Genomic DNA, 22234 nt, shown 5'->3' on the forward strand with positions numbered 1-22234 from the left:
GGGTTCGAGGGGTTCCGGTCTGGAACACTCAAGTGTAGAACGAGCGCCGCGGCGAGTCCCTCAGCCCAGGGCCAGCCAAAGTCCGATGCCGACCATCAGGGCGCCCGAGACCTGGTTGAGCAGGCGCGCGCGGCCGCGGCGGAACAGCAGGTCGGCGAGTTTGCGTCCGCCGTGGGCGTAGATCTGCAGGCAGGTCAGCTCGATGACCAGGATGATCGCGATCAGCGCGCCGAGCTGCGCGGGCAGGGGCTGCGCCGGCTCGATGAACGGTGGCAGCAATGCGACCAGGAAAATCCACGCCTTGGGGTTGGCAGTCGCGGTGACGAAGCCCTGCAGGGCAAGCGCCCCGCGCGAGCGCAGGCCGGCCGTGTCACCCGCGCCCGGCGCCCGGGGTTCAGCGTGCCAGCTCTGCCAGCCCATGTAGAACAGGTAGGCCGCGCCCAGCCAGCGGAACACCTGGAAGAACAGCGGCGACTGCAACAGGATGGTTGCGGCGCCGAGCACCGCGGCGACCGCCACCAAAGCCAGCCCGGCCAGTTCGCCGAGCATCATCCAGCCGGCGCGGCGCGGGCCGACGCTGATACCAAGGCTCATCGCGAGGGTCATACACAGGCCCGGCGACAGGGAGATGACGAAAAACGTCGGTACGAAGGTGAGCAGCTTGGCGAGGGTCACACTGCGCAGTCCGGGTAAGCGGCCGTGCGCCGTATCAGCGCGCGGCGATCCAGCCGGTCACCACGCCCTTGATGGCGGCGACAAAGGCAAACGGCTGGTCGATCTGCGGGTAGTGGCTGGTCCCCGGGATGATAAATACCGGCACTGTCGGGCCGTTGAGCACCGCCATGCGCTCGGCGACATCCGCCTCCGCCAGGTGGGTGTGCTCCGCATACAGTGAGGCGCCGCGGCAGGGCAGGTCTTTCAACGCATCGCGCAACTCCAGGGCCAGGTCGATGGTCGCCACCTGGGCGGGATCGTACTTCGAAACCCAGCCGCCGTCGGTCTCGCGGTAGGAATGCGCGGCGATGTAGTCGACGATGTAGTCGTTGCCCACCGGTTGCAGCGGCGGCGGGGCGAGCCGGAAACGCGCCAGGGCTTCTTCCCGGGAAGGGTAGACACGCGCGGGTCGCGGCGCCGGCGGCCCGGCCTTTAGCACCTTTACCGCCTGGTCTTTGTCCAGCTCGGTATAGCGCAGGCCATCGATGGCAATGGCGCCGAGCAGGCGCTCGCCGTGGGCCTGTGCCGCGCGCACCACCCACTGGGCGCCGGCGCTGTGACCGACCAGGCTGGGCGGGACAGCGGCCTCGAACAGCCCGGCGTGTTCCAGTGCCGTGAAGATCTCCGCGTTGATAGCGTCCTGGCTGTAGGCCTCGCGGCGGCCCGAGTCGCCGCAGCCGGCGGGGTCGATCGCCAGTACGTGGAACTGGTCGGCGAACATCGGCGCCACGTGGGCAAACCAGCGCGCGTGCCCGCCACTGGGCGGGATGAAAGCCAGCCCCGGCCGCGAACGGTCGCCCCAGCGCAGGTAGTGGATGTCGCAACCGCGCACATTGACCCGGCAGCTTTCACCCGGTGTGGCGAGAGCGCGTTGGAACCAGGCGGGTGGCGTACCCTCGACGGAGGATGCAGTCGTCTGACCGGGTGTCGTCATGGCTGCACCGCACTGCGTTGATCGCCGACCGGTGCCGCCGTCGCGCGTGGGAAGAAGCGCTCGCGCATTGTGCTGGTTCCTTATTTTGTGTGGTCCCGCGTGCCGGGCGGGGATTGCCCGCAGGCGACGCCGCTGGCGTGGTATGCTGGCGCTGGCGCCGCCCGGTGCGCACCACCGCAGCGCGCCAGTCCCCTGCAAACGACCCCGGAGAATACCATGAATCGACGCGATTTCCTGAGCGCGGCCATGCTCGCTGGCGGCGCCATGGTGCTGCCTCGCGCAGTGGCCAGCGGCGACGCCGACCCGGCGATGGCCGCGATTTTGCGCGCCGCGCAACAGCAGCGCGAGGCCGCCATACAACGCATCCGGGACTGGATCGCGCTGCCCTCGATCGCAGCGGAGAACCTGAACATGCCCGAGGGCGCCCAGTACATGGCGGAGCTGGCGCGCGCAGCAGGCTTCGACAGTGCCAGCATTGTTCCCACCGACGGCCACGCCGGCGTGTTCGCGACCATGGACAACGGCGCCGAGCGCACCCTGGGCATCTACTTCATGTACGACGTGAAGCAGTACGACCCTGCCGAGTGGAGCTCGCCGCCGCTGGAGGGGCGCATGGTCGACAAACCCGGCTACGGCCGCGCCATCGTCGGGCGCGGCGCAGTCAACCAGAAGGGGCCGGAGGCGACTTTCCTCGCCGCGCTGCACGCCATGCGCGCCGCCGGCGTCAAACCGCCGGTGAACATCGTGCTGGTGGCCGAGGGCGAGGAGGAGATCGGCTCGCCGCATTTCAGCCAGGTGGTGCAGCGCCCGGAAGTCTTCGCGGCACTGAAAAAAGCCGAGGGCATTTTCATTCCCGCGAGCTGGCAGAACATCAACGGCGGGGTGAACGTCAACCTCGGTTCCAAGGGTGTCGTCGAACTGGAACTGGTGGCCAGCGGCGAGCGCTGGGGCCGCGGGCCGAAGGGCGACATTCACTCCAGCTACAAGGCGATGGTGGACTCTCCCTCCTGGCGCCTGGTGCAGGCGCTGCACACGCTGGTGAGCGAGGACGGCAACACCCCGGCCATCGACGGCTGGTTCGAGAACGTGCGCCCGCTCTCCGCGCGCGAGAAAGCACTGATTGCAGAAGCCGCCCGCGCCGGTAACGAGGCGGCCCAGCGCGAGCAGCTCGGCGTGGCGCGCTGGATCGACGACCTGCCCTATCGCGAGGCGCTGGAGCGCCTGGCCTCGCAGCCCACGGTGAATATCGAGGGCCTGGTGGCGGGCTATACCGGCCCCGGCGGCAAGACCGTATTGCCGGGCCGAGCCGTGGCCAAGCTGGACCTGCGCCTGGTGCCCGACCAGACCCGCGCGGAAGCCGAGGCCAAGCTGCGCGCGCATCTCGACAAGCGCGGCTTCACCGATATCGAGACCAATGTCAGCGGCGGCTACGACCCCACCGAGACCGCCGAGGACAGCCGCCTGATCCGCGCGCAACTGGCCGCCTACCAGGCCGCCGGCGCCACCGCGAAGCTGAACCCGAGGCTGGCCGGTTCCTGGCCAGGCGCCGTGTTTACCGCGCCGCCGCTGTCGCTGCCGGCGGGCCATTTCGGCCTGGGCCACGGCAGCGGCGCGCACGCCCCCGACGAGTACTACGTGGTGGACTCCACCAACCCGAAGGTGGCGGGTATCACCGAGGCGACCATGGGTTACGTGGACATTCTCTACCAGCTCGCGCGCATCAGCTGAGCGTTGCCGTCCGCGGCCACGGTTGCGGTCGCGGGCGGCAATGGCCGGGGTGGGCCCCGGCGTTTTCATATTTCTGCAACACTCGGCGAATAAGTTCGGGCATTCCATACCGATACCGATATACAGGGTGCCCGATGAAACGACCTGCCCGGCGTGTACTTGCCTCCGCATTGTTTGCCTCTCCTTTGTTAGCCGTCCTGCCACTGTCCGCCCACGCCGCGGTGGATCTGCAAATCAGTGAAATCTGGATGGGCAACGAGCCCGGCGACAATCTCTCCGAGGACTGGTTCGAGATCGTCAACCTCGGCGATACCGCCTGGGTGGCGGGCGTCGATGCGCCGCTGTTCTACGACGACGATTCCCAGGATGCCGGCGCCGCGGACCGGATCACCGGCCTGGTGGATATCCAGCCGGGCGAAGCGGTAATCGTGCTGGTGACCGATGACCCCAGCGCGGTCGACGCGTTCGGCGACCTGTGGTCCCCCGTCTATAACCTGGACGGCGTGGAGATCGGCCTGACCGACGGCTCCGGCCTGGGCCAGGGCGGTGACGGCGTCACCCTGTTCCTCGGCGGCCCCGACGCCGTCAGCATCGTCGACTTCGAGGAATACCCCGAGGCCGACGCCTTCGGCGGACAGTCCTGGAACGTGTTCAAGGCCGGTTTCAGCGAGCCGGGCGACCTGCCCGACGAGGCGGTGGCCACCGCGGCGGTGAACGACGCCGCGCAACCGGCGGTGGGCTCCCCCGGCAACGGCGGCCCGGCGGAAATCGTCGGCAACCTGCCGGAGATTACCCTGCTCGGCGACAACCCGCTGGTTGTTTCCCTGGGCACGCCCTTCGCAGACCCGGGCGCCAGCGCCTTCGACGCCGAGGACGGCGATCTCAGCGGCGCTATCGTGGTCGCCGGCGATGTGGTGGACACCGCCACCCTCGGCGAATACAGCGTGACCTACGACGTCACCGATACCGACAGCAATGCCGCCGCCACCGTGACCCGCACCGTCGTGGTCACCTACGCCGAGCTGATTCCGGCGGTGGCGCCGCCGGCGACCACCGGATTGTTCCGCCACGTGGCGACCCTCGGCGGCCTGCCCGGAGCCGAGATTCCCGCCTACGACAGCATCTCCCAGCAGGTTTACGTGACCAGCGGCGACGGCCTGCAGGTGGTCGACTTCAGCGATCCGCTCAATCCCGTACCCGGCATGCTGATCGACCCGGCCTCCGCGCCTTTCAACCTGTCCAGCGCCGCGGTAACCAGCGTCGACTCCTGTGGCGGCCTGGTCGCCTTCAGCGTGCCCGCCGACCCGCAGACTGACCCGGGTAGCGTGATCCTGGTGGACAGCGCGGGCACCCTGGTCGACCTGTTCACGGTGGGTGCACTGCCGGACATGCTCACCTTCACCGCCGACTGCGGGACAATCCTCACCGCCAACGAGGGCGAGCCGGACGACGGTATCGACCCCGAGGGCAGCATCAGTATCATCGATGTCGCCAGCGGTGTGGTGGAAACCGCGGGCTTCGGCGCCTTCAACGGCCAGGAGGCGCTGCTGCGCGCCGCCGGCGTGCGCCTGTTCCCGGAAGTCCTGGTCGCCAACGACCTCGAACCGGAATACATCGCGCTCTCCAAAAACCGTCGCTATGCCTATGTCACGCTGCAGGAAGCCAACTCGCTGGCGGTGGTCGATATCCGCAGCGCCACGGTGACGGAGATTCTGCCGCTGGGCCTCAAGGACCACAGCCTGCCCGGCAACGCACTGGACGCCAGCGACCGCGACAGCGTGATCAACATCCGCAACTGGCCGCTCTACGGCATGTACATGCCGGACGCCATCGCCGGCTACCGCGTCGGCGGCAAGCAGTACTTCATTACCGCCAACGAGGGCGATGCGCGCAATGCCGACGAGCGCGTCAGCAGCCTGCCGCTGGACCCGGTCGCATTCCCGGACGCGGCTGCCCTGCAGGGCGATTTCGACATGGGTCGCATCCAGGTCTCCGCCATCGACGGCGACCCGGACATGGACGGCGACTACGACGCCCTGCAGTCCTATGGCGCGCGCTCGTTCTCGATCTGGGACGAGGAGGGCACCCTGGTCTACGACAGCGGCAGCGACATCGAGGCGATCGTGGCGACCTACAGCGACGCCTACGACGATGGCCGCAGCGACAACAAGGGACCGGAGCCCGAGGGTGTGGAGATCGGCCGTGTCGGCAAGCGCAGCTTCGCCTTCATCGGCCTGGAGCGCACCGACCAGGTGCTGGTCTTTGATGTCAGCGAACCCAGCGCGCCGGTGTTCATGCAACTGCTGGAAAACGCGGGTGACGAGGCGCCGGAAGGCTTGCACTTCATCGCCCGCCGCGACAGCCCCAACCGCTGCCCGACCCTGCTGGTGACCAACGAGGACAGCAACACGCTGACCGTCTACCAGTACGGCGCCTGCCGCTTATTCAACTGAAGTCGCGGGCAGTTGCTTGCTCGCAACTGCCCGCATCGCCGCCTGGTTTCGGGCGTCCACTTGCGACGCCCCTGATCCACAGCCGCTCTCAGCGGCTGTTTTCGTTCTGGGCTTGCCGGGTCGCGCTCAGGCCCACAGGTCCGCGATACATTTGCCGTCCCTCGGCAGGTCGGTGAAGGTATCCAGGCCGTCGAAGTGATCGATGGGGATTGCCGCCACTGCCTGCGGCTCGGCGAGCCGCAGGTTCACCGCAATGCGTCGCCGCCCCTGCTCGTCGTCCCTGCGCCCACGCCAGTACACGGTGCAGCCGCAGTGTGCACAGAAGTGGAATTCGATATCTTCCCCGCGCACGTAGTGGGCGGTGGCTCCTTGCACGGTGACGCCCTGGTTTTCGTAGTCGTAGGCCCACAGGGCGCCGTAGCGGCGGCAGATGGTGCAGTTGCAGGCGGTGGCGCCCTCGACCTCGGGTTTGTAGGTCCAGCGCACGGCGCCGCAGTGACAGGCTCCCTCGATCATGTTGTTTTCTCCCGGTTCGGTAACGCGGCGAGCTGGGGCAGGGTGCTGTGCTCCAACCCGGCGGCCGCGGTTGGCCGGGCGGAGTTGCCTGAATACCAGTAAGGCGACTGAGAGCTATCTCGATAATAGTGCGGTGGCTAAGAGTTACCTGAATAAGAGCTACCTGAATAAGAGTGACGTGACCAACAGGTAATCTCAGCGCCCCTGGAAATTGCCGGGACGGCGTTCACCCACCGCCCGTACGCCTTCGGCGAAATCCTCGGTGTCCTGCAGTTTGATCTGCTCCGCGTGTTCGCGCTGCAGCGCCGCGGTGACCTCGGCCACCAGCTCCCGGCGCAGGGTCGCGCGCGTCGCCAGCAGGCCCAGCGGTGCGTTTTCCGCGATATCCGCGGCGAAGGCCTGGGCGGCCTCGAGCAGGGAATCCGGCGCCGCGATGGCATCGACCAGGCCCCAGGCCGCCACTTCCTCCGCCTTGTAGCGCAGCCCGGTCAGGCACATCAGTGACGCGCGCTGTGCGCCGAGCAGGCGCGGCAGGGTGTGGGTGAGGCCGAAGCCTGGGTGGAAGCCGAGCTTGACGAAATTCGCGGCGAAGCGCGCCGCGGGGCTGGCGACGCGAAAATCCGCGGCCACCGCGAGGCCGAGGCCGGCGCCGATAGCGGGCCCCTGTACCGCGGCGACGATTGGCTTGCGCGCGGCGAAAATGCGGATGGCCTGGTCGTAGAACTCGCGCAGGGGGTCGTCGCCCGCGGCGCCGAAGCCGTTCTCCGAGACCAGGTCGGCCCCGGCGCAGAAGGACTTGCCCCCGGCGCACAGGACGATGGCGCGGATGTTGGGTTCCTCGTCCAGGGCGTGCAGCGCATCGGCAATCACGCGCAGTAACTCGACGGTAGCGAAATTGTAGGGCGGGTTGTGGAACTGCAGCGTGGCGACGTGGGCGTTGTGCTGGATATCGAGGCTGACGGGCATGGTGTCGGGTCCGGCTGTGGCTGATCGGCGGCTTGGCGACAGGTGCCGCCTGCGCCATTGTACCTGCGCCGGTGCCCCGGCGGGCAAGCGTTGCGCCGCCACGCCCCCGTCCCGGTTGCGGGGGCGGTCCGGTGCGCAGCGCGCGCTTTCGCCGACACACTTCGCAGGTCGCAATGGGCTGCGCGTCGCGCGCCGCGCCCGCCGCCGCATGCGGTATACTCTCGCCCCATGACTCCCGCCCTGGAAACCCTGCAGTCCGTCTTCGGCTATGCCGCCTTCCGCCCGCAACAGGAGGACATCATCCAGCGTGTCGTCGCCGGTGACGACGCCCTGGTGCTGATGCCCACCGGCGGCGGTAAATCCCTGTGCTACCAGATTCCCGCGCTGGTGCGGCCCGGCTGCGGCGTGGTGATCTCGCCGCTGATCGCGCTGATGCAGGACCAGGTGGATGCGCTGCGCGAGCTCGGGGTGCGCGCCGGTTACCTCAACTCCAGCCTGCACGCCGGCGAGGTCCGCGAGGTGGAGGAGGCGCTGCGCGCCGGCGCGCTGGACCTGCTGTACATCGCCCCGGAGCGGCTGGTGATGGAGCGCACCCTGTCCCTGCTGCGCAGCGTCGATATCGCCCTGTTCGCCATCGACGAGGCGCACTGCGTGTCCCAGTGGGGGCACGATTTTCGTGCCGACTACCTGCAGCTCGAGCTGCTGCACCGGGAGTTCGCGGCGGTGCCGCGCATCGCCCTCACCGCCACCGCGGATGCGCGCACCCGCGCCGAGATCGTGCAGCGCCTGCAACTGGAGGAGGCCCACCAGTTCATTGCCGGCTTCGACCGCCCCAACATCCGCTATCGCATCACCCTGAAGCAGAACCCGCGCCAGCAGCTGCTGCGCTTCCTGCGCGAGGAGCACCCGCACGACGCCGGCATCGTCTACTGCATGTCGCGGCGCAAGACCGACGAGACCGCCCAGTGGTTGTGTGAGCAGGGCTTCAACGCGCTGTCCTACCACGCCGGCCTCGACGCCGCGCAGCGCGCGCAGAACCAGTCGCGCTTCCTGCGCGAGGAGGGCATCGTCATGGTGGCGACCATCGCCTTCGGCATGGGTATCGACAAACCCGACGTGCGCTTCGTCGCCCACCTCGACCTGCCCAAGACGGTCGAGGCCTACTACCAGGAGACCGGCCGCGCCGGCCGCGACGGCCTGCCGGCGGACGCCTGGATGGTCTACGGCCTGCAGGACGTGATCAAGCTGCGCCAGATGATGGAAAACTCCGAGGGCAGCGAGGCGCACAAGCGCGCCGAACAGCAGCGCCTGAATGCCATGCTCGGCCTGTGCGAGATCACCTCCTGCCGGCGCCAGGCGCTGCTCAACTACTTTGGCGACAGCCTCGAACAGCCCTGCGGCAACTGCGATGCCTGTCTCACGCCGGCGGAAACCTGGGATGGCACCGAGGCCGCGCGCATGGCGCTGTCCGCCGCCTACCGCACCGGCCAGCGCTTCGGCGTCAACCACCTGGTGGAAGTGCTGCGCGGCAGCGACAGCGCCAAGGTCCAGCAGTTCGGCCACGACCAGCTCGCGGTGTACGGCCTGGGCAAGGATCTGGACAACAACCAGTGGCGCTCGGTGTTCCGGCAGCTGGTGGCGCGCGGCTACCTGAGCGTGGACATGGAAGGTTACGGCGCCCTGCGTCTGAGCGACAATTGCCGCCCGCTGCTGCGCGGCGAGGAAAGTATCGACCTGCGCCGCGACGTCGCGGTGAAAACCCGCGGCCAGCAGACCCGCCAACCGCTGCCCGAGGATATCGACGTCGAGCTGTGGGAGGCGCTGCGCGAGTGCCGGCGACAGCTGGCGGAGGAGCAGGGCATTCCGCCGTACATCATCTTCCACGATCGCACGCTGAAGGAGATGTGCCAGCGCCTGCCGGCGGACCTGGCAGCGCTGGGCGAGATCGGCGGGGTGGGGGAACGCAAGCTGGAGAAATACGGCGGTGAATTTCTCGCGGTGATCGACGCGCACCTGCAGCGCGCGGTGCCTGCCTGAAGCGTATTCGTCGCTGCGCTGATTCGGAGTCGCTACGCTAACTCGGAATCGCTGCGCTTAGCGCTGCTCCGGCGAGACCGTCACCTCGAGACCCTCCATCGCCTCGGTCACCTCGACCTGGCAGGACAGGCGCAGGTCCGCGCCCGCGTCGTCCAGAAACTCCAACATGGCGGCTTCCATATCCCCGGGTTCGGCGACCAGCGCCTTCGCCGCGCCGCTGATGAACACGCGACAGGTGCCGCAGGCGCAGTTGCCGCCGCACTCGGCGATGATGCCCGCGACGCTGTTGGTAGTGGCGGCTTCCATCAGCGAGGTGCCGGGCGTGGCCTCGACCGTGCGCGGTGTGCCGGAAGGTTCGATAAACGTGATGCTGACCATGGTGCGGGCAAGTCTCCTCAGGCGCGGGTGAAGTCCAGGTGCAGTTCCTTGAGCCCGCGCAGCGTATAGGTGGGCTCGTACTCGAAGCGGCGCTGGCCCGCCGGGCCGTGGGCGGCCTCGTTGATGCGGATGTCGGCGAGGCGATCGAACAGGCGCTCCAGGCTCACCTTGGCCTCGCCGCGCGCCAGCGGCGAGCCGGCACAGGCGTGTACGCCGCGCCCGAAAGCCACCTGCTCGCCGGCGTTGGTGCGGTCCAGGCGGATGCTGTGCGGGTCCTCGAACACCGCCGGGTCGCGGTTCATCGCCGCCAGCAGCAGCATCACCGTGGTGCCGGCCTTCACTTCCAGGTCGCCGATCTTCGTGGTCTTCGTCACCAGCCGATAGTCGCCCTTGACCGGGCTTTGCAGGCGCAGTACCTCCTCGATGAATTTCGGGATCAGGCTGCGGTCCGCGCGCAGCTGCGCCTGCAGCTCGGGGTCTTCGCCGAGGATGCGCAGGGCGCTGGCCAGCAGCAGCACCGTGGTGTGCTGGCCGGCGCCGAACATGAAGGTCGCGGTCTTCACCACGTCGATCACCGAGGGCGTGGTGCCGTCGCGGTATTTCACCTGGGCCATCTTGCCCAGCACGTCGTCGCGCGGATTCTGCCGGCGCTCCTCGATATAGCCATAGAACTGCAGGCCGATCTGTTCCAGCGGGTCGCGCACCGCCTCTTTCTCGCCGCCGACCTGTCCGGGCAGGTTGGAACGCAGCATACGGAAATTTTTGTGGTCCTCCTCGGGCACGCCGAGCAGGTCGGCGATAACCAGTGTGGCGTAGGGCTGGCCGTAGTCCATGATCGCCTCGAAGCTGCCGCGCTCAATGAACTCGTCGATCAGCTGGTCCGCCAGCTCCCACATGAATGTCTCGTTTTCCTTCAGGCGGATCGGGGTGATCATGCCCATCAGCAGCGACTTGGTTTTGGCGTGCTGCGGCGGGTCCTCGGTCATGATCAGCCCGGAGTGGCTCAACTCCTCGCGGTGGGCGGCGAGCTGTTCGGTAATGTCGTCGCCCTCCGGCGTGAACGGCAGCGGCGGGAACGGCCCGGTCACCGCGTTCGCGGCGGAGAAAATCTCAGGGTTAGAGAACAGCGGCAGCCCCTCGCGGTAGCCGGTCACGGCGACCACGTTGTGCTGCGGCAGGTATACCGCCGGCCCCTGGGCGCGCAGGTGTTCGTAGTAGGGGTAGGGGTCCTCGATCAGCGACATGTCGTTGAACATGTCGATCTCTTCGTAGTGAGTCATGTCAGTTCTCCGCCTCTTCGCGCAGTTTGGCGCGCACGTTCATGAGGACTTTGCCGTAGTTATTGTCGCCGCGGCGGTCCCGTCCGCAGCCCCAGTAGTAGTCGTACTGGCTGTTTTCCACCAGTCGCCGCTCGCCGGTGGCCAGCAGCTTGCGCGCGACCTCCGGCCAGGCCTTGCACTTGGTGTACAGCGCCCGGGTCATGTACACGCGCTTGACCTCGCTCCAGTCGCCGCGCAGCTTGCGCCGCCGGCTGCGGCCGAGTTTGCGCGCCTTCTTCGGGTGGTCCGCCGCGCGCACCGCCTCGCGCGCTTCCTCGGACTCGAATTTCATCGCCTGGTAGTAGTGCTCCACGGAGGGCCACTCGCGCTCGTCGAGGAAGAAACCGTGCCGGGAGAAGGTGCCCAGCAACTCATTGACGTCGCTGCGCGACAGGTACAGGGCATCCAGGTCGAGCTCGGGAAACAGGCCGGTACTCACTGCAAAGGCACTCCGTGTCTGGCCGCGCTAGAAGCGGTAGCTGATGACCGCGGTGGGTCCGGTAAACGTCACGTCGTACTCGGACTCCTTGCGCGAAGAGGAAGTATAGGTGAGATCGACTTCCATGAACTGGTAGCCCAGGCTGAAACCCAGGTGCTCGCCGGGGGCGTAGATGATGCGCGGGTGGGCGTAGGTGAAGCTGCCGTCGTAGTCCTGGTAGCTGGCGCTCAGCCAGCCGGCGGACAGCAACACGCCCCAGTCACGGCCCAGGTCGTAGAAGGCCTGGGCACGCAGGTTGGGCAGGGGGGCCAGCAGGTCGTTGGCGGCTGTTGCCACCTCGGCATCGGCGCCGCCGACGAAGGCGCGACCGCGGATAGCCACATCGATGTCCAGGGCGTGGATACCGCCGCCGATCTGCAACTCGGCGCGCTGCGAGCGATACAGGGAGTACATGAGATCCACGATGTAGGTGTCCATGTCGATATCGGTGTCCACGCCGACCCCGGCCTCGAACACAATGCCGTCGTAGTTGAACTCATCCTGTACCGTGCGGCTGCCGCTCTGGCCGAAGGTATAGAGCAGGGCGCTGACGCTCCAGCGCGGACTCATGCGCCAGCGGTATTCCAGTGCCAGGCTGCTGTCGCGGCCGTCGACGCCCAGTTCCTTGAGTTTGACATCGACCTCGGGGAGGTCGCCGACCGTGGCACGCAGGCTGGCATCGCCCTCCTGCCAGGCACCGCCCAGCGCCAGGCTGTGGCCGGTTTCCAGGAACGGATGCAGGCCTTCTGCGCGCGCCGGGAGTGCAACTGTGAGGACACAGCCGACAATGGTGAGAATGGCAGATCGCATGGTACGCCCCGAAAGTCCTTTTTTTGTTGCGCTACCTTAGCGAATCCCCATCCCGGCGTCGATGCCGCCGTGGCCGATGCGGCGCCGCCGCGTACCTGCACTGTCGGTGGCCTCGGCGCTGGATTATGCTTGGTGCATACCCTCGATGGATCGCCTGTGCATGTCACGCGACGCCTCCTACGCGATTTTGCGCCAGCCGGCGCGTCCCGCCGCCATCGCGCCCTTCCTCGGGCAACTGGGGATCGCGCTGGCGGCGTTGACCGCGGTGCCCGCGCTGGTCGCCCTGGTCAGCGGGGAGCGCATCATGTTGCTGCGTTATGCGCTGATCATCGCCGGCCTGGGCCTGGTCTGCGTGCCGCTGTCGCTACGCCCGCGGGTCGGACGATTACAGGCCAACGAGGGCCTGGTGATCACTGCGCTGGTGTTCATCGCCCCGCCGTTCCTACTCGCGTGGCCGCTGATGGCGGCGGGACTCGACTACGGCGCCGCCTTGTTCGAAGCGGTGTCGGGAATCACCACCACCGGCCTCAGTACCCTGGCCAGCGTCGAGCAGCGCCCGCCGGCTTTCCTCTTCTCGCGCGCCTGGTTGCAGTGGATCGGCGGCCTGGGCATCGCCGCGCTGGTGCCGCTGTGGCTGGAGCCGGGGCCGGTGGCCCGGCGCCTAGCCGGACTGGAGCAGATGGCGGTGGAGAGCCACAGCCCGGCGCGCGAGTTCGCCGCGCAGATTCTCTCGGTGTATGTCGCGGTAACTGGAATCGCTTTCGCGCTGCTATGGCTGGTCACTGGCGATGCTTTCGTCGCGCTGCTGCACGCCCTGGCGGCGATTTCCACCGGCGGCTTTTCCAGCTACGACAACAGCCTCGCCGCCCTCGGCCCCGCCGCGCAGCTGGCGACCATCGCGGTGAGCACCCTGGGCGCAGTACCCCTGCTGGTGTTCCTGCGCGGCGCGCGCGGCTCCCTTGGCGGCGCCCTGGGCGACCCGCAGCTGCGCCTGCTGCTCGCCAGCGGTGCGTTGGTGGCGCTGGGCTGCACGGCGCTGCTGGTCGCGCACTCCGGGTTGGCCTGGCCCGCGGCGCTGCGCCACGGCCTGGTTCTGGCGTTCTCCGCACAGAGTACCGCCGGGTTCAGTTCACTGGATATCGGGATGCTCTCGGACACCACCAAGCTGTTGCTGATCTTCGCCATGATCACCGGCGGCGGCATCGGCTCCACCGCGGGCGGCATCAAACTGCTGCGGGTGCTGGTGTTCCTGCGCACCGTGCAATTCATGTTGCGCCGCACACGGCTGCCGGCGCACGCCTGGGCGCGTCCGCGCCTCGGCGGCCAGGAGCTCGACGAGCACCTGGTCAACAACTCGTTGGCCCTGTTCTTGTTATTCACCGTGAGCATCATGCTATCGTGGCTGGTCTTCGTCGCCGCCGGCTACCCGCCGCTGGATTCGCTGTTTGAAGTGGTCTCGGCGCTGGCGACCGTGGGACTGTCCAGCGGGCTCACCGCCTCCGGCCTGCCGGGACCGCTGCAGGTGGTGCTGGGTGTCGACATGCTGCTCGGCCGGCTGGAAATCGTCGCCGTGCTGGTGCTGCTGGGGCCGATGACCTGGTGGCCACGGGCGGATTGAGCGCCGGCTGCGGCGCAATGGGGGAGGGCGTATGCGAATCGTGTTCGTAGGTGCGGGGACCACCGCGGTGGCCACGGCGCGGCAGTTGATCAGCCAGGGCCACAGCGTGATCGTCATCGAGCGCGACGCGGCGCGTGTGCAGGAACTCTCCGGCGAACTCGACTGCGGCCTGATTCACGGCGATGGTACGCGCCCGGATATCCTGCGCGAGGCGGATACCTCGGCCACCGACGTGCTGCTGTGCATGGCGGACATGGACCAGGAGAACATCCTCACCAGCCTGGTCGGCCAGGTTGAGAACATCCCGCACATTATCACCAAGGTGCAGGACCCGCAGTTCGAGAAGGTCGCCATCGCCCTCGGCCTGGAAAACATCGTGGTGCCTTCGCGGGCGATGGCCCGCCACCTGGTCGACCTGATCGAGTCCCAGGACACCCTGGAGGCCTCGCCGGTGGTCAAGGGCGACGCCCGGGTGTTTTCGTTTATCGTCACGCCCGCCCAGGCCGGGCCGCTGTCCGCACTGAAGTTGCCCAGCGCGGCGCGGGCGGTGTGCCTGTACCGCGAGGGGCACATGGAGTTCGTCGACGCCGAGGACAAGCTGCGCGAGGGCGACGAGGTGGTGGTGCTGACCCACGAGGCGGGGGCCGCCGAACTGCACCGGCGCCTGAGCAAGGCGCCGGAAGCCTGAGTCAGTTGTGGGAATCCCCGTGCAAGGCGCCTGCAATCCCTAACAATGTGCCTGAAACCAGCGCGCCGGGATTCAGCCGCGCGTCGCCACCTTCACGTTGCCGAGCATCATGTCGCCGGTGGGCGTGCCGATCATGGTCTGCGGGAAACAGGTCTCAACCCGTGAGATCGCATCCAGGCGCTCGACCTGGTCGGCGTTGAACGTCACTTCCAGCGCCGCCAGGTTGTCCTCCAGTTGGGCGAAGGTGCGCGCGCCGATGATTGGTGAGGCCACCGCCGGGTTGAGCAGCGTCCAGGCCAGCGCGACCTGGGCGGAGCTGCGCCCGAGTTCCGCCGCGACCTCCGCCACCACCTCGGCGATAGCCAGGGACTTCTCGGTCAACCGGCCGGTGGCCAGGTTGATGTTCTTGCGCGAGCTCATGTCCTGCGGCTGCGCCGCGAGGTCGGCGCGGGTGTATTTGCCGGTCAGCACGCCGCCGGCCAGCGGCGACCAGGGCAGCACGCCCAGGCCCAGCTTGCGCGCCATGGGCATGAATTCGCGCTCCACCGTGCGCTCGGTCAGCGCGTAGGGTACCTGTAGCGCGACCAGCGGCGACCAGCCGCGCAGGTCGGCGATCGCCTGCATGCGCGAGACTTCCCAGGCCGGCGTGTCGGAGATGCCGACGTAGAGGATCTTGCCCGCACGCACCAGGTCGTCGAAGGCGCGCAGCACTTCCTCGGCGGGGGTGCGGTCGTCCCACAGGTGCAGGTAGAGCAGGTCGATGTAGTCCGTACCCAGCCGTTGCAGGCTGTCCTCCACCGCCTGCACCATGTTCTTGCGCTGGTTGCCGCTGGCGTTGGGGTCGCCGGGGCGCATGGTCAGGCTGTACTTGGTGGCGATCACCACCTGCTGGCGCACCTCGGCGGCCATGCGCCCTAGCATGCGCTCGGATTCGCCGGCGGCGTAGAAATTGGCGGTGTCGACGAAGTTGCCGCCGCGCTCGCGGTAGTGGTCGAACATGCGCCGCGCCTCGTCGTACTCCGTCCCCCAGCCCGGTGTGCCGAAGGTCATGGTGCCGAGGGAAAGGGGGGATACGCGCAGGCCGGAGCGGCCGAGCAGGCGATAGTCGTCGAGGGAAAGGCTCATTCAGGCGTCTCTCTTGCGGTTCTGGTTATGTGGGCGGTGGCGTGGCCACCGCCCGGGGGACGTTGCACCAAGATATAACCAAATGGTTAGTTTGGCCAGTCCCGACAGTCACGCAGAACCCGCAAGAAGAGCGGGGAGGGACCCCTGGTGATCAGGCGAACACTTCGGCGAAGAAGTTCTGCATGCTCTGCCAGGCGCGCTGGTCCGCGCTGGCGCTGTACACGGTGCCGAAGTCGGGATCGTTGGCCTCGGGGTTGGTGAACGCGTGCAGGGTGCCGCCGTAGGCGTGGATCTGCCAGTCGGCGCCGGCGCCGCTGAGTTCGGTGGCCAGGCCGACCATCTGCTCCGGGGTCGCCATCGGGTCGTCGTAGCCGTGCAGCACGAGCACCTTCGCGCTGATCTGTGTGCCCTCGGTATTGCCCGGCGCGTAGAACAGGCCATGGAAGCTGATCACGCCGCTGACATCGGCGCCGCAGCGGGCGAGGTCCAGCACGCACAGGCCGCCGAAGCAAAAGCCCATCGCGGCGACCTTGCCGGCGTCCACCTCGGGCTGCTCACGCAGCACCTCGACGGCCAGCTTGATGCGCGCCTGCAGCATGGCGCGGTCGTCGAGGAAGGGCTGGATCAGCGCCTGGTTTTCCTCCACTGACGTTCCCTGCACTCCCTTGCCGAACATATCGATGGCGAAACCCACGTAACCCAACTCGGCGAGCTTGCGCGCCTTCTCGCACTCGAACTCCGAACGCCCGGACCAGGCGTGGGAGATGGCGACGGCGGGGCGCGGGCCGGCCAGGGCATCGTCCCAGGCCAGGTAGCCCTCCAGCGTGGTGTCGCCGTGGGTGTATTCGATCAAACGGGTCTGGATGGTCATGTCGTCTCCTTAAAACGCAGGGGATGCTGTTGTGCCCAAAACAGGCGAATGTGTAGGATGGGTGCAGCGGGATGACAGTGTGCATACTCCGCGCTAAAACCACAATAACATGCGGCTGCCGGCCGCCCCGTTGCGGGAAATCAAAGCATGAGCAATACCAGCGACGCCGCAGGCGGCGAACTGTCCGGGCGCGTCCTGCGCCTTATCGAATGCATGCACGGCCTGGTCCAGCGCGGCAAGCGCGACGGCGATGTCGAGGTAGACGACTGGCTAGCGCTGGCGGACATCGTGGAGATCGAGGGCTTCGAGCGTATCGGCCCGTTTCACGATGCGCTGGACTGGCAGGGTTACACCGAGATGCTCACCGGCTGGGTCAACAACACCGAGGGCTGGGACCCGGTGGTGAAGCAGGTCAGCGAGGCCGGCGACACGGTCTTCGTACAGTGCGAGGAGATGCTCACCCAGGGCGACGAGGTGGTGCCGTTCTATTCGCTGTCCATGTACCGCTTCAACCCCGCTGGCAAGATCTGTCACATCGGCGTCTACATGCAGCAGACCCATGTCTACGATCCCGACGCCGCCGCCTGACGCTGCGCGCTGCAGCCGCACCTGATCTGGCTAGGGCAGGTAGCGGTCCCACTCGTAGGGCACCACGCAATGGAACGGCGCGGCCAGCAGGGGGCGTGCCGTGCCCTCGGCCCAGCGCGCTTCCAGCAGCGGGCGCAGGGTGCCGGCGGTGGCCGCCGGGTCCTCGTCGAGGAACAGCAGGGTGAGTTTCTGGCCGGCGGCGATCCCGGCGAGATCGCAGTCGAAGGAGGTCGCGTGGTAGATGCCGGCGACGCCGTCGAGCGCGGGCAGTGCCAGCGGCGGTGCCGCGCCTTCTTCCAGCAGCAGGTACAGGCCGCGTACCGGGTACCAGGGCAGCACGTCGCGACCGGTGCGAATACGCGGCGCCGCCTGTGCGCCATCCAGCGTGTAGGCGCCACGATTGACCGGCGGCATGATGAACGGCGAGCGCCCGGCCTGGTTGAGTGCCACCGCCAGGTCGTAGAACTCCTTCATGCCGGCATCGCGGCCGGCGAAAAAATAGAACATGGCGTGATCGACGCATTCGTAGCCGTCACAGCCCGCGGCCCGGGCGGTGCGACAGGCCGGCGTCGAGACCACCCGCAGCGAGGTGCGCAGGGTGCGCAGGCGCTGTTGCTCGGGACGGTGGTCGAGGCTGTGCCAGCGCAGGTAGTCGGCGTCGTAGCCCTCGGGGTGGCGCTTGGACATCGATACATAGAGCGTGTCGATATCGCTGTGGCCGGTGGCGAGAATGTCGGGGGCCTCGTCGGAGGGCGTGCCCACCGCGTCGCTGTAGTAGTTGCGGGTAGTGTCGTGATCGTCCATCAGTCGTCCGCCAGGGTCAGCTCGGGGTGCAGCGCCTCGACCATGCGGCGCATGCCCTCGCGCCAGGGCACGCGAGTTTCGCCCAGGGTGGCGTGCATCAGCGTGGTGTCGGGCCACAAGGGCGTGTGAGTCTGCTCGGTGTACTCGAACAACGGTTCGCGGCCGACCAGCTTGCCGAGATATGCGCAGTAGTCCTCAATGCTCACGGTTTCGCTGCCCGACCAGTTGACCGTCAGCGGCGGCGTGGCGGCGCATTGCATGGCGCGGATGCCGAGCTCGACGTAGTCGTCCTCGTAGATCGGGTTGTAGTTGTTCGGGCCGCCGGGGTACAGGCGGATGGGCCGGCCGTCGAGAATTGCCTGCAGGCGGTCGGCGGGGGCGCCGCCGAGGGGGCCGTAGGTCGAGCAGATGCGGATGATGCACAGCGGCACGGCGTATTGTTCTGCCACCCAGCCGCACACGGCCTCGCCGGCGATCTTGGAAAAGCTGTAGTTGGCGCGGTCGGGCACGCCGGGCGGGTCGTCCTCGCGCAGCGGACGCTGGCCCTGGTAGCCGTAGATCGAGCCGGTGGAGCAGTAGACAAAGCCTTTGGCAGCGCGGCAATGGTGCAGCAACTGGCCGGAGTTGTGGGCGTTGGTGCGCACGCAGTCGCGCCAGGCGCCGAGCCCGGGGTCGACAGCGGCGTGGAACACGTAGCTGAAATCCCCCGGCAGCGCGCTGAAATCGCCGCTGGCGAAGTCCAGGGGCAGCGGCCGGATGCCCGCCGCCTGCAGGCGTGCGCTGTCCGCCGGGTCGCGCAGCCGGGCGACTCCCCAGACCTCGTTGTCCGCGGCCAGGGCGCGGGCAATGGGAAAGGCGATCTTGCCGGTGACACCGGTGACCAGGATTTTTTCGTTCTTCAACACGGGAGGGACTTCCGCTGGTGACGTCTATTATAGTTAAGTGATCACCTGGCCAATTTAGCCCGGCGTGCCCGAATTGTCCACAGCGGCAAGCGCATGGCACTTACCTTCTCACCCTGGCCGCGCCGCGAGTGGCAAGGCCTACAGACCCGGGAGAACACCATGACCCTGGAGGAAATGCTCGACCGCGAGTGCATCCGTCGCACCCTGGCGCGCTATACCACTGCGGGCGACCGCCTGCGCCTTGAGCCGTTCCTGTCGGTGTTTACCGAGGACGCGGTCCTCGAGAGCGAGGGGGTGCCCGAGGCCGACGCCTTTCGCTACCAGGGGCGCGCGCAGATCGCCGGCTGGATCACGCGCTGGACCGAGCGCGCGGATGATGCACAGGCGCCGACCCACGCGGCGAGCTTTGTGCGACACCACCTGTCCACCAGCGATGTTGAGTTCACCGCCCCGGACACCGCGCGCGGCCGCACCTACTGGACGGCCTACACCGATATCGGCCCCGATCACGGCGGCTATTATCTGGACATATTCAGGCGTTGCGGCGATGAATGGCTGATCGCCCACCGCCGTGTGCGACTCGACTGGCGGGCGCAAAACAGCCTGTTTCGCACCGCTATTTCGCGCTCGCGCGAAGTGTGAGACGCATTCAAGTTATTGAACAGCACTGCTGTCTAGAGCGACTGGTAAAATCTATCAGCTTTTGGGGGTGTATTTTCCCACCGATCGTATATTCTAGGCCGGTCAAGCTTTGACGTAATACCCATAATTCCAATAACGGGAGAAGCACTGTGAAGCCTTGGTACTACACTACACTTTTGTATGCATCCACCGCCGCGCTGAGCGCGGGACTCGCACCGAACACGTTCGCCCAGGGGGATTCCTCCGGCCGCGCCAACGCGATGACGCTCGAAGAAGTGATCGTCACCGCCCGGCGCCGGGAAGAATTCATCCAGGACGTTCCGGTGTCCCTGACGGTGTTCAACCAGAAGCAACTGGACGCCGCCAACATCACCAACCCGGGTGAACTGGCGACCTACACGCCGAACCTGTCAGCCAACGCGCGCTTCGGCGGCGACAACACCACCTTCGCGATCCGCGGTTTCTCGCAGGAACTGCGTACCACCGCGTCGGTGGGCGTGTACTTCGCCGAAGTGGTCGCGCTGCGCGGCGCCAACTCGCAGCAGTCCGGTGACGGCGCCACCCCCGGCGACCTGTTCGACCTGGAAAACGTCCAGGTACTGAAGGGCCCGACCGGTACGCTGTTCGGCCGCAACACCACGGGTGGTGCGGTGCTGCTGACACCCAAGCGTCCCACCGACGAGTTCGAGGGCTATGTCGAGGGCTCCGTGGGCAACTACGACATGCTGCGTGGCCAGGCGGTATTGAACGTGCCGATCACCGACAGCTTCAAGATGCGCTTCGGTATCGATCACAGCGAACGCGATGGTTACCTGGACAACATTTCCGGCATTGGCCCGGACAACTTCGCCGACCAGGACTACACCGCCTATCGCGTGAGCGCCCTGTGGGAGATCACCGACAGCCTGGAGAACTACACCATCGTGCGTGGCTCCGAGTCGTCCAACAACGGTTACCCCGCCTCGCTGATCGATTGCAACCCAGAGCAGCCGCTCGGTCTGATCTTCTGCCAGGCCGACCTCGATAACCGTCGTGCCACGGGCAACGACGGCTTCTACGACGTCTACAGCTTCGTGCCCAACCCGGTCAACGAGCAGGACATGTGGCAGGCGATCAACACCACCACCTGGGAAATCACCGACGACCTGCTGGTGAAGAATATCCTGGCCTTCGGCGCCCTCGAGACCAAGCAGCGCTCGTCCATCTACGGCAGTGACTGGCGCTTCGGCGGCGAGCAGTTCATCTTCCAGCAGGTGGGTCTGGCCAACAACTTCCCGACCACCGACCAGGAAACCTTTGTCTGGGAACTGCAACTCCAGGGTTCTGGCCTGGACGACACCCTGACCTGGCAGGCGGGCCTGTACTACGAGGATAGCGAACCCGGCGGCGACTACGGTGCGCAGTCTCCGGCACTGATCATCTGCGACCAGAGCACTATCACCGGTGACCCGGAGAATTTCCAGTGTAACAACCCGCTGGGTGCAGGCGCGGTGCAGAGCGTGCCGGGTGGTGTCGAGTACACCAACATGGCGATCTACGGCCAGGCCACCTACGAGTTCACCGATACCCTCGCGCTGACCGTCGGCCTGCGTTACACGGACGACGAGACCAAGGGCTACACCAACGAGACCATCTACTACTTTCCGTCAGTGCCTCCGGGCCAGTTGTCCGGCTACGTCGATACCCTGGTGGAGACCCGCACGCCGGAGTCCAGCAGTGACGAGCCGACATGGATGATCGACCTGGACTACAAGCCCACGGATGACCTGCTGGTGTACGGTAAGTACAGCAAGGGTTATCGCCAGGGCAGCGTGAACATCGGCGGCTCTTCGGGCCTCGACGTACACGGCCCGGAAACCGTGGATACCTTCGAGATCGGTAGCAAGAGCAGCTTCTACGGCGCCATGCCCGCCACCCTGAACGTCGCCGTGTTCTACAACGACTTCCAGGACCAGCAGGTGCAGTACGGCTACTTCAAGCCCACCGGCGTCGGTACCACCGCGATCGTCAACGCCGGTTCCTCCACCATCTACGGTGCGGAAATCGAGGCCACGCTGCAGCTGACGGAGAACCTGATCCTGAACGCCAGCTATGCGTACCTCGACTCCGAGGTGGACGAGCTGATCTTCCCGGACTTCCCGCCGAACGCCGTGGCCACCGAGCCGACCACCACCACCGCCGAGGGCGAACCGCTGTCCTTCGCACCGGAGCACACCGCGGTGATCACCGGTGTCTGGTTGCTGCCGTTCGACGCAGAATGGGGTGACATGAAGCTGTCCGCCACCTACGTCTACACCGACGAGCAGCAGGCGGTGTCCGAGGAATCCTCGATCTACGCGACCCTGGATTCCTACGACCTGTGGAACTTCAACTACAGCTGGGAAGGTATCTTCGGTACCGGTGTCGATCTCGCCGCCTTCGTGACCAACGCGACGGACGAGGAGTACGTCACCTACGTTACCGGCAACTGGAACAGTGGCTTCGAATTTGGCCAGGTGGGCATGCCGCGCATGTACGGCGCGCGTATCCGCTACAACTTCGGCGTCAACTAAGCTGTCTCCCCGAAAGCGCCCGCCTTGCGGCGGGCGCTTTTTTTTTGCCTGCGGCATTGCCACCCCAGTCATTTTTTATGGCGTTGTTTGCCCCTGTCGGGATGGCAG

General features: G+C 66.9%; 20 protein-coding genes. 8 read left to right on the top strand and 12 right to left on the bottom strand.

Going from position 1 to position 22234, the window contains the following annotated elements:
* Nucleotides 1-60: 60 nt before the first annotated feature.
* Together E4634_RS10210 and E4634_RS10215 are read right to left on the bottom strand one after the other, a co-directional pair.
* A complete protein-coding gene (locus E4634_RS10210) occupies nucleotides 61-675 on the bottom strand; it encodes a LysE family translocator (protein ID WP_135443521.1) in 615 nt (204 codons plus the stop codon).
* Between the two features lie 34 nt (nucleotides 676-709).
* Nucleotides 710-1648: an alpha/beta fold hydrolase gene (locus tag E4634_RS10215; protein WP_135443523.1), complete on the bottom strand. Its 939-nt coding sequence runs from the start codon at nucleotides 1646-1648 to the stop codon at nucleotides 710-712.
* Nucleotides 1649-1864: 216 nt separating this feature from the next.
* On the opposite strand from E4634_RS10215, the gene E4634_RS10220 reads away from it, so the two are divergent.
* On the top strand, nucleotides 1865-3376 hold the full coding sequence (locus E4634_RS10220; protein WP_135443525.1) for a M20/M25/M40 family metallo-hydrolase: 1512 nt from the start codon (nucleotides 1865-1867) through the stop codon (nucleotides 3374-3376).
* A gap of 248 nt (nucleotides 3377-3624) precedes the next feature.
* Entirely contained in the window at nucleotides 3625-5829 is a 2205-nt protein-coding gene (locus E4634_RS10225) for a choice-of-anchor I family protein (RefSeq protein WP_206046855.1), read from the top strand.
* 126 nt (nucleotides 5830-5955) lie between these two features.
* On the opposite strand, the gene E4634_RS10230 is transcribed toward E4634_RS10225, so the two are convergent.
* Together E4634_RS10230 and E4634_RS10235 are read right to left on the bottom strand one after the other, a co-directional pair.
* Nucleotides 5956-6345 (bottom strand): GFA family protein, encoded by a 390-nt coding sequence (locus E4634_RS10230; RefSeq protein ID WP_135443529.1) that lies wholly within the window; start codon nucleotides 6343-6345, stop codon nucleotides 5956-5958.
* 195 nt (nucleotides 6346-6540) lie between these two features.
* Nucleotides 6541-7311, bottom strand: coding sequence for an enoyl-CoA hydratase/isomerase family protein (locus E4634_RS10235; RefSeq protein WP_135443531.1), 771 nt, complete (start codon nucleotides 7309-7311; stop codon nucleotides 6541-6543).
* A 228-nt stretch (nucleotides 7312-7539) separates the two neighbouring features.
* On the opposite strand from E4634_RS10235, the gene recQ reads away from it, so the two are divergent.
* Nucleotides 7540-9348 carry a DNA helicase RecQ gene (gene recQ / locus E4634_RS10240; RefSeq protein WP_135443533.1) on the top strand — a complete coding sequence of 603 codons (1809 nt, stop codon included), beginning with the start codon at nucleotides 7540-7542 and terminating at the stop codon, nucleotides 9346-9348.
* Between the two features lie 57 nt (nucleotides 9349-9405).
* Here the strand turns inward: recQ and E4634_RS10245 are convergent, their stop codons facing one another.
* Genes E4634_RS10245 through E4634_RS10260 form a run of 4 tightly spaced genes read right to left on the bottom strand, consistent with a single transcriptional unit; the run spans nucleotide 9406 to nucleotide 12333 of the window.
* Nucleotides 9406-9726: a 2Fe-2S iron-sulfur cluster-binding protein gene (locus E4634_RS10245; RefSeq protein ID WP_135443535.1), complete on the bottom strand. Its 321-nt coding sequence runs from the start codon at nucleotides 9724-9726 to the stop codon at nucleotides 9406-9408.
* 17 nt (nucleotides 9727-9743) lie between these two features.
* Nucleotides 9744-11006 carry a cytochrome P450 gene (locus tag E4634_RS10250; RefSeq protein WP_135443537.1) on the bottom strand — a complete coding sequence of 421 codons (1263 nt, stop codon included), beginning with the start codon at nucleotides 11004-11006 and terminating at the stop codon, nucleotides 9744-9746.
* A 1-nt stretch (nucleotide 11007) separates the two neighbouring features.
* Nucleotides 11008-11484, bottom strand: a complete 477-nt coding sequence (gene ybiA / locus E4634_RS10255) for a riboflavin biosynthesis intermediates N-glycosidase (RefSeq protein WP_135443539.1) — start codon at nucleotides 11482-11484, stop codon at nucleotides 11008-11010.
* Nucleotides 11485-11511: 27 nt separating this feature from the next.
* Complete coding sequence (locus E4634_RS10260; protein WP_135443541.1) at nucleotides 11512-12333, bottom strand: porin family protein; 822 nt, start codon at nucleotides 12331-12333, stop codon at nucleotides 11512-11514.
* Between the two features lie 160 nt (nucleotides 12334-12493).
* Between E4634_RS10260 and E4634_RS10265 the strand changes: the two genes are divergently transcribed.
* Nucleotides 12494-13951, top strand: coding sequence for a TrkH family potassium uptake protein (locus E4634_RS10265; RefSeq protein ID WP_167854845.1), 1458 nt, complete (start codon nucleotides 12494-12496; stop codon nucleotides 13949-13951).
* A gap of 31 nt (nucleotides 13952-13982) precedes the next feature.
* On the top strand, nucleotides 13983-14639 hold the full coding sequence (locus E4634_RS10270; RefSeq protein ID WP_135443545.1) for a potassium channel family protein: 657 nt from the start codon (nucleotides 13983-13985) through the stop codon (nucleotides 14637-14639).
* 72 nt (nucleotides 14640-14711) lie between these two features.
* Here the strand turns inward: E4634_RS10270 and E4634_RS10275 are convergent, their stop codons facing one another.
* Nucleotides 14712-15764, bottom strand: coding sequence for an aldo/keto reductase (locus E4634_RS10275; RefSeq protein ID WP_135443547.1), 1053 nt, complete (start codon nucleotides 15762-15764; stop codon nucleotides 14712-14714).
* A 151-nt stretch (nucleotides 15765-15915) separates the two neighbouring features.
* Nucleotides 15916-16635 (bottom strand): dienelactone hydrolase family protein, encoded by a 720-nt coding sequence (locus E4634_RS10280; protein ID WP_135443549.1) that lies wholly within the window; start codon nucleotides 16633-16635, stop codon nucleotides 15916-15918.
* Nucleotides 16636-16782: 147 nt separating this feature from the next.
* Here E4634_RS10280 and E4634_RS10285 point away from each other — a divergent pair, with 147 nt between their 5' ends.
* Nucleotides 16783-17223: a hypothetical protein gene (locus E4634_RS10285; RefSeq protein ID WP_135443551.1), complete on the top strand. Its 441-nt coding sequence runs from the start codon at nucleotides 16783-16785 to the stop codon at nucleotides 17221-17223.
* 30 nt (nucleotides 17224-17253) lie between these two features.
* On the opposite strand, the gene E4634_RS10290 is transcribed toward E4634_RS10285, so the two are convergent.
* Nucleotides 17254-18027, bottom strand: a complete 774-nt coding sequence (locus E4634_RS10290) for a hypothetical protein (protein WP_135443552.1) — start codon at nucleotides 18025-18027, stop codon at nucleotides 17254-17256.
* Nucleotides 18027-18932, bottom strand: coding sequence for an NAD-dependent epimerase/dehydratase family protein (locus E4634_RS10295; RefSeq protein ID WP_135443554.1), 906 nt, complete (start codon nucleotides 18930-18932; stop codon nucleotides 18027-18029). The genes E4634_RS10290 and E4634_RS10295 overlap by 1 nt, the downstream gene beginning before the upstream one ends.
* Nucleotides 18933-19091: 159 nt before the next feature.
* On the opposite strand from E4634_RS10295, the gene E4634_RS10300 reads away from it, so the two are divergent.
* A complete protein-coding gene (locus tag E4634_RS10300; protein ID WP_167854846.1) occupies nucleotides 19092-19574 on the top strand; it encodes a nuclear transport factor 2 family protein in 483 nt (160 codons plus the stop codon).
* A 149-nt stretch (nucleotides 19575-19723) separates the two neighbouring features.
* Complete coding sequence (locus E4634_RS10305) at nucleotides 19724-22126, top strand: TonB-dependent receptor (protein WP_135443558.1); 2403 nt, start codon at nucleotides 19724-19726, stop codon at nucleotides 22124-22126.
* Nucleotides 22127-22234 lie beyond the last annotated feature (108 nt).

This window comes from Mangrovimicrobium sediminis, from assembly GCF_004745945.1.
Lineage (GTDB): Bacteria > Pseudomonadota > Gammaproteobacteria > Pseudomonadales > Halieaceae > Mangrovimicrobium > Mangrovimicrobium sediminis.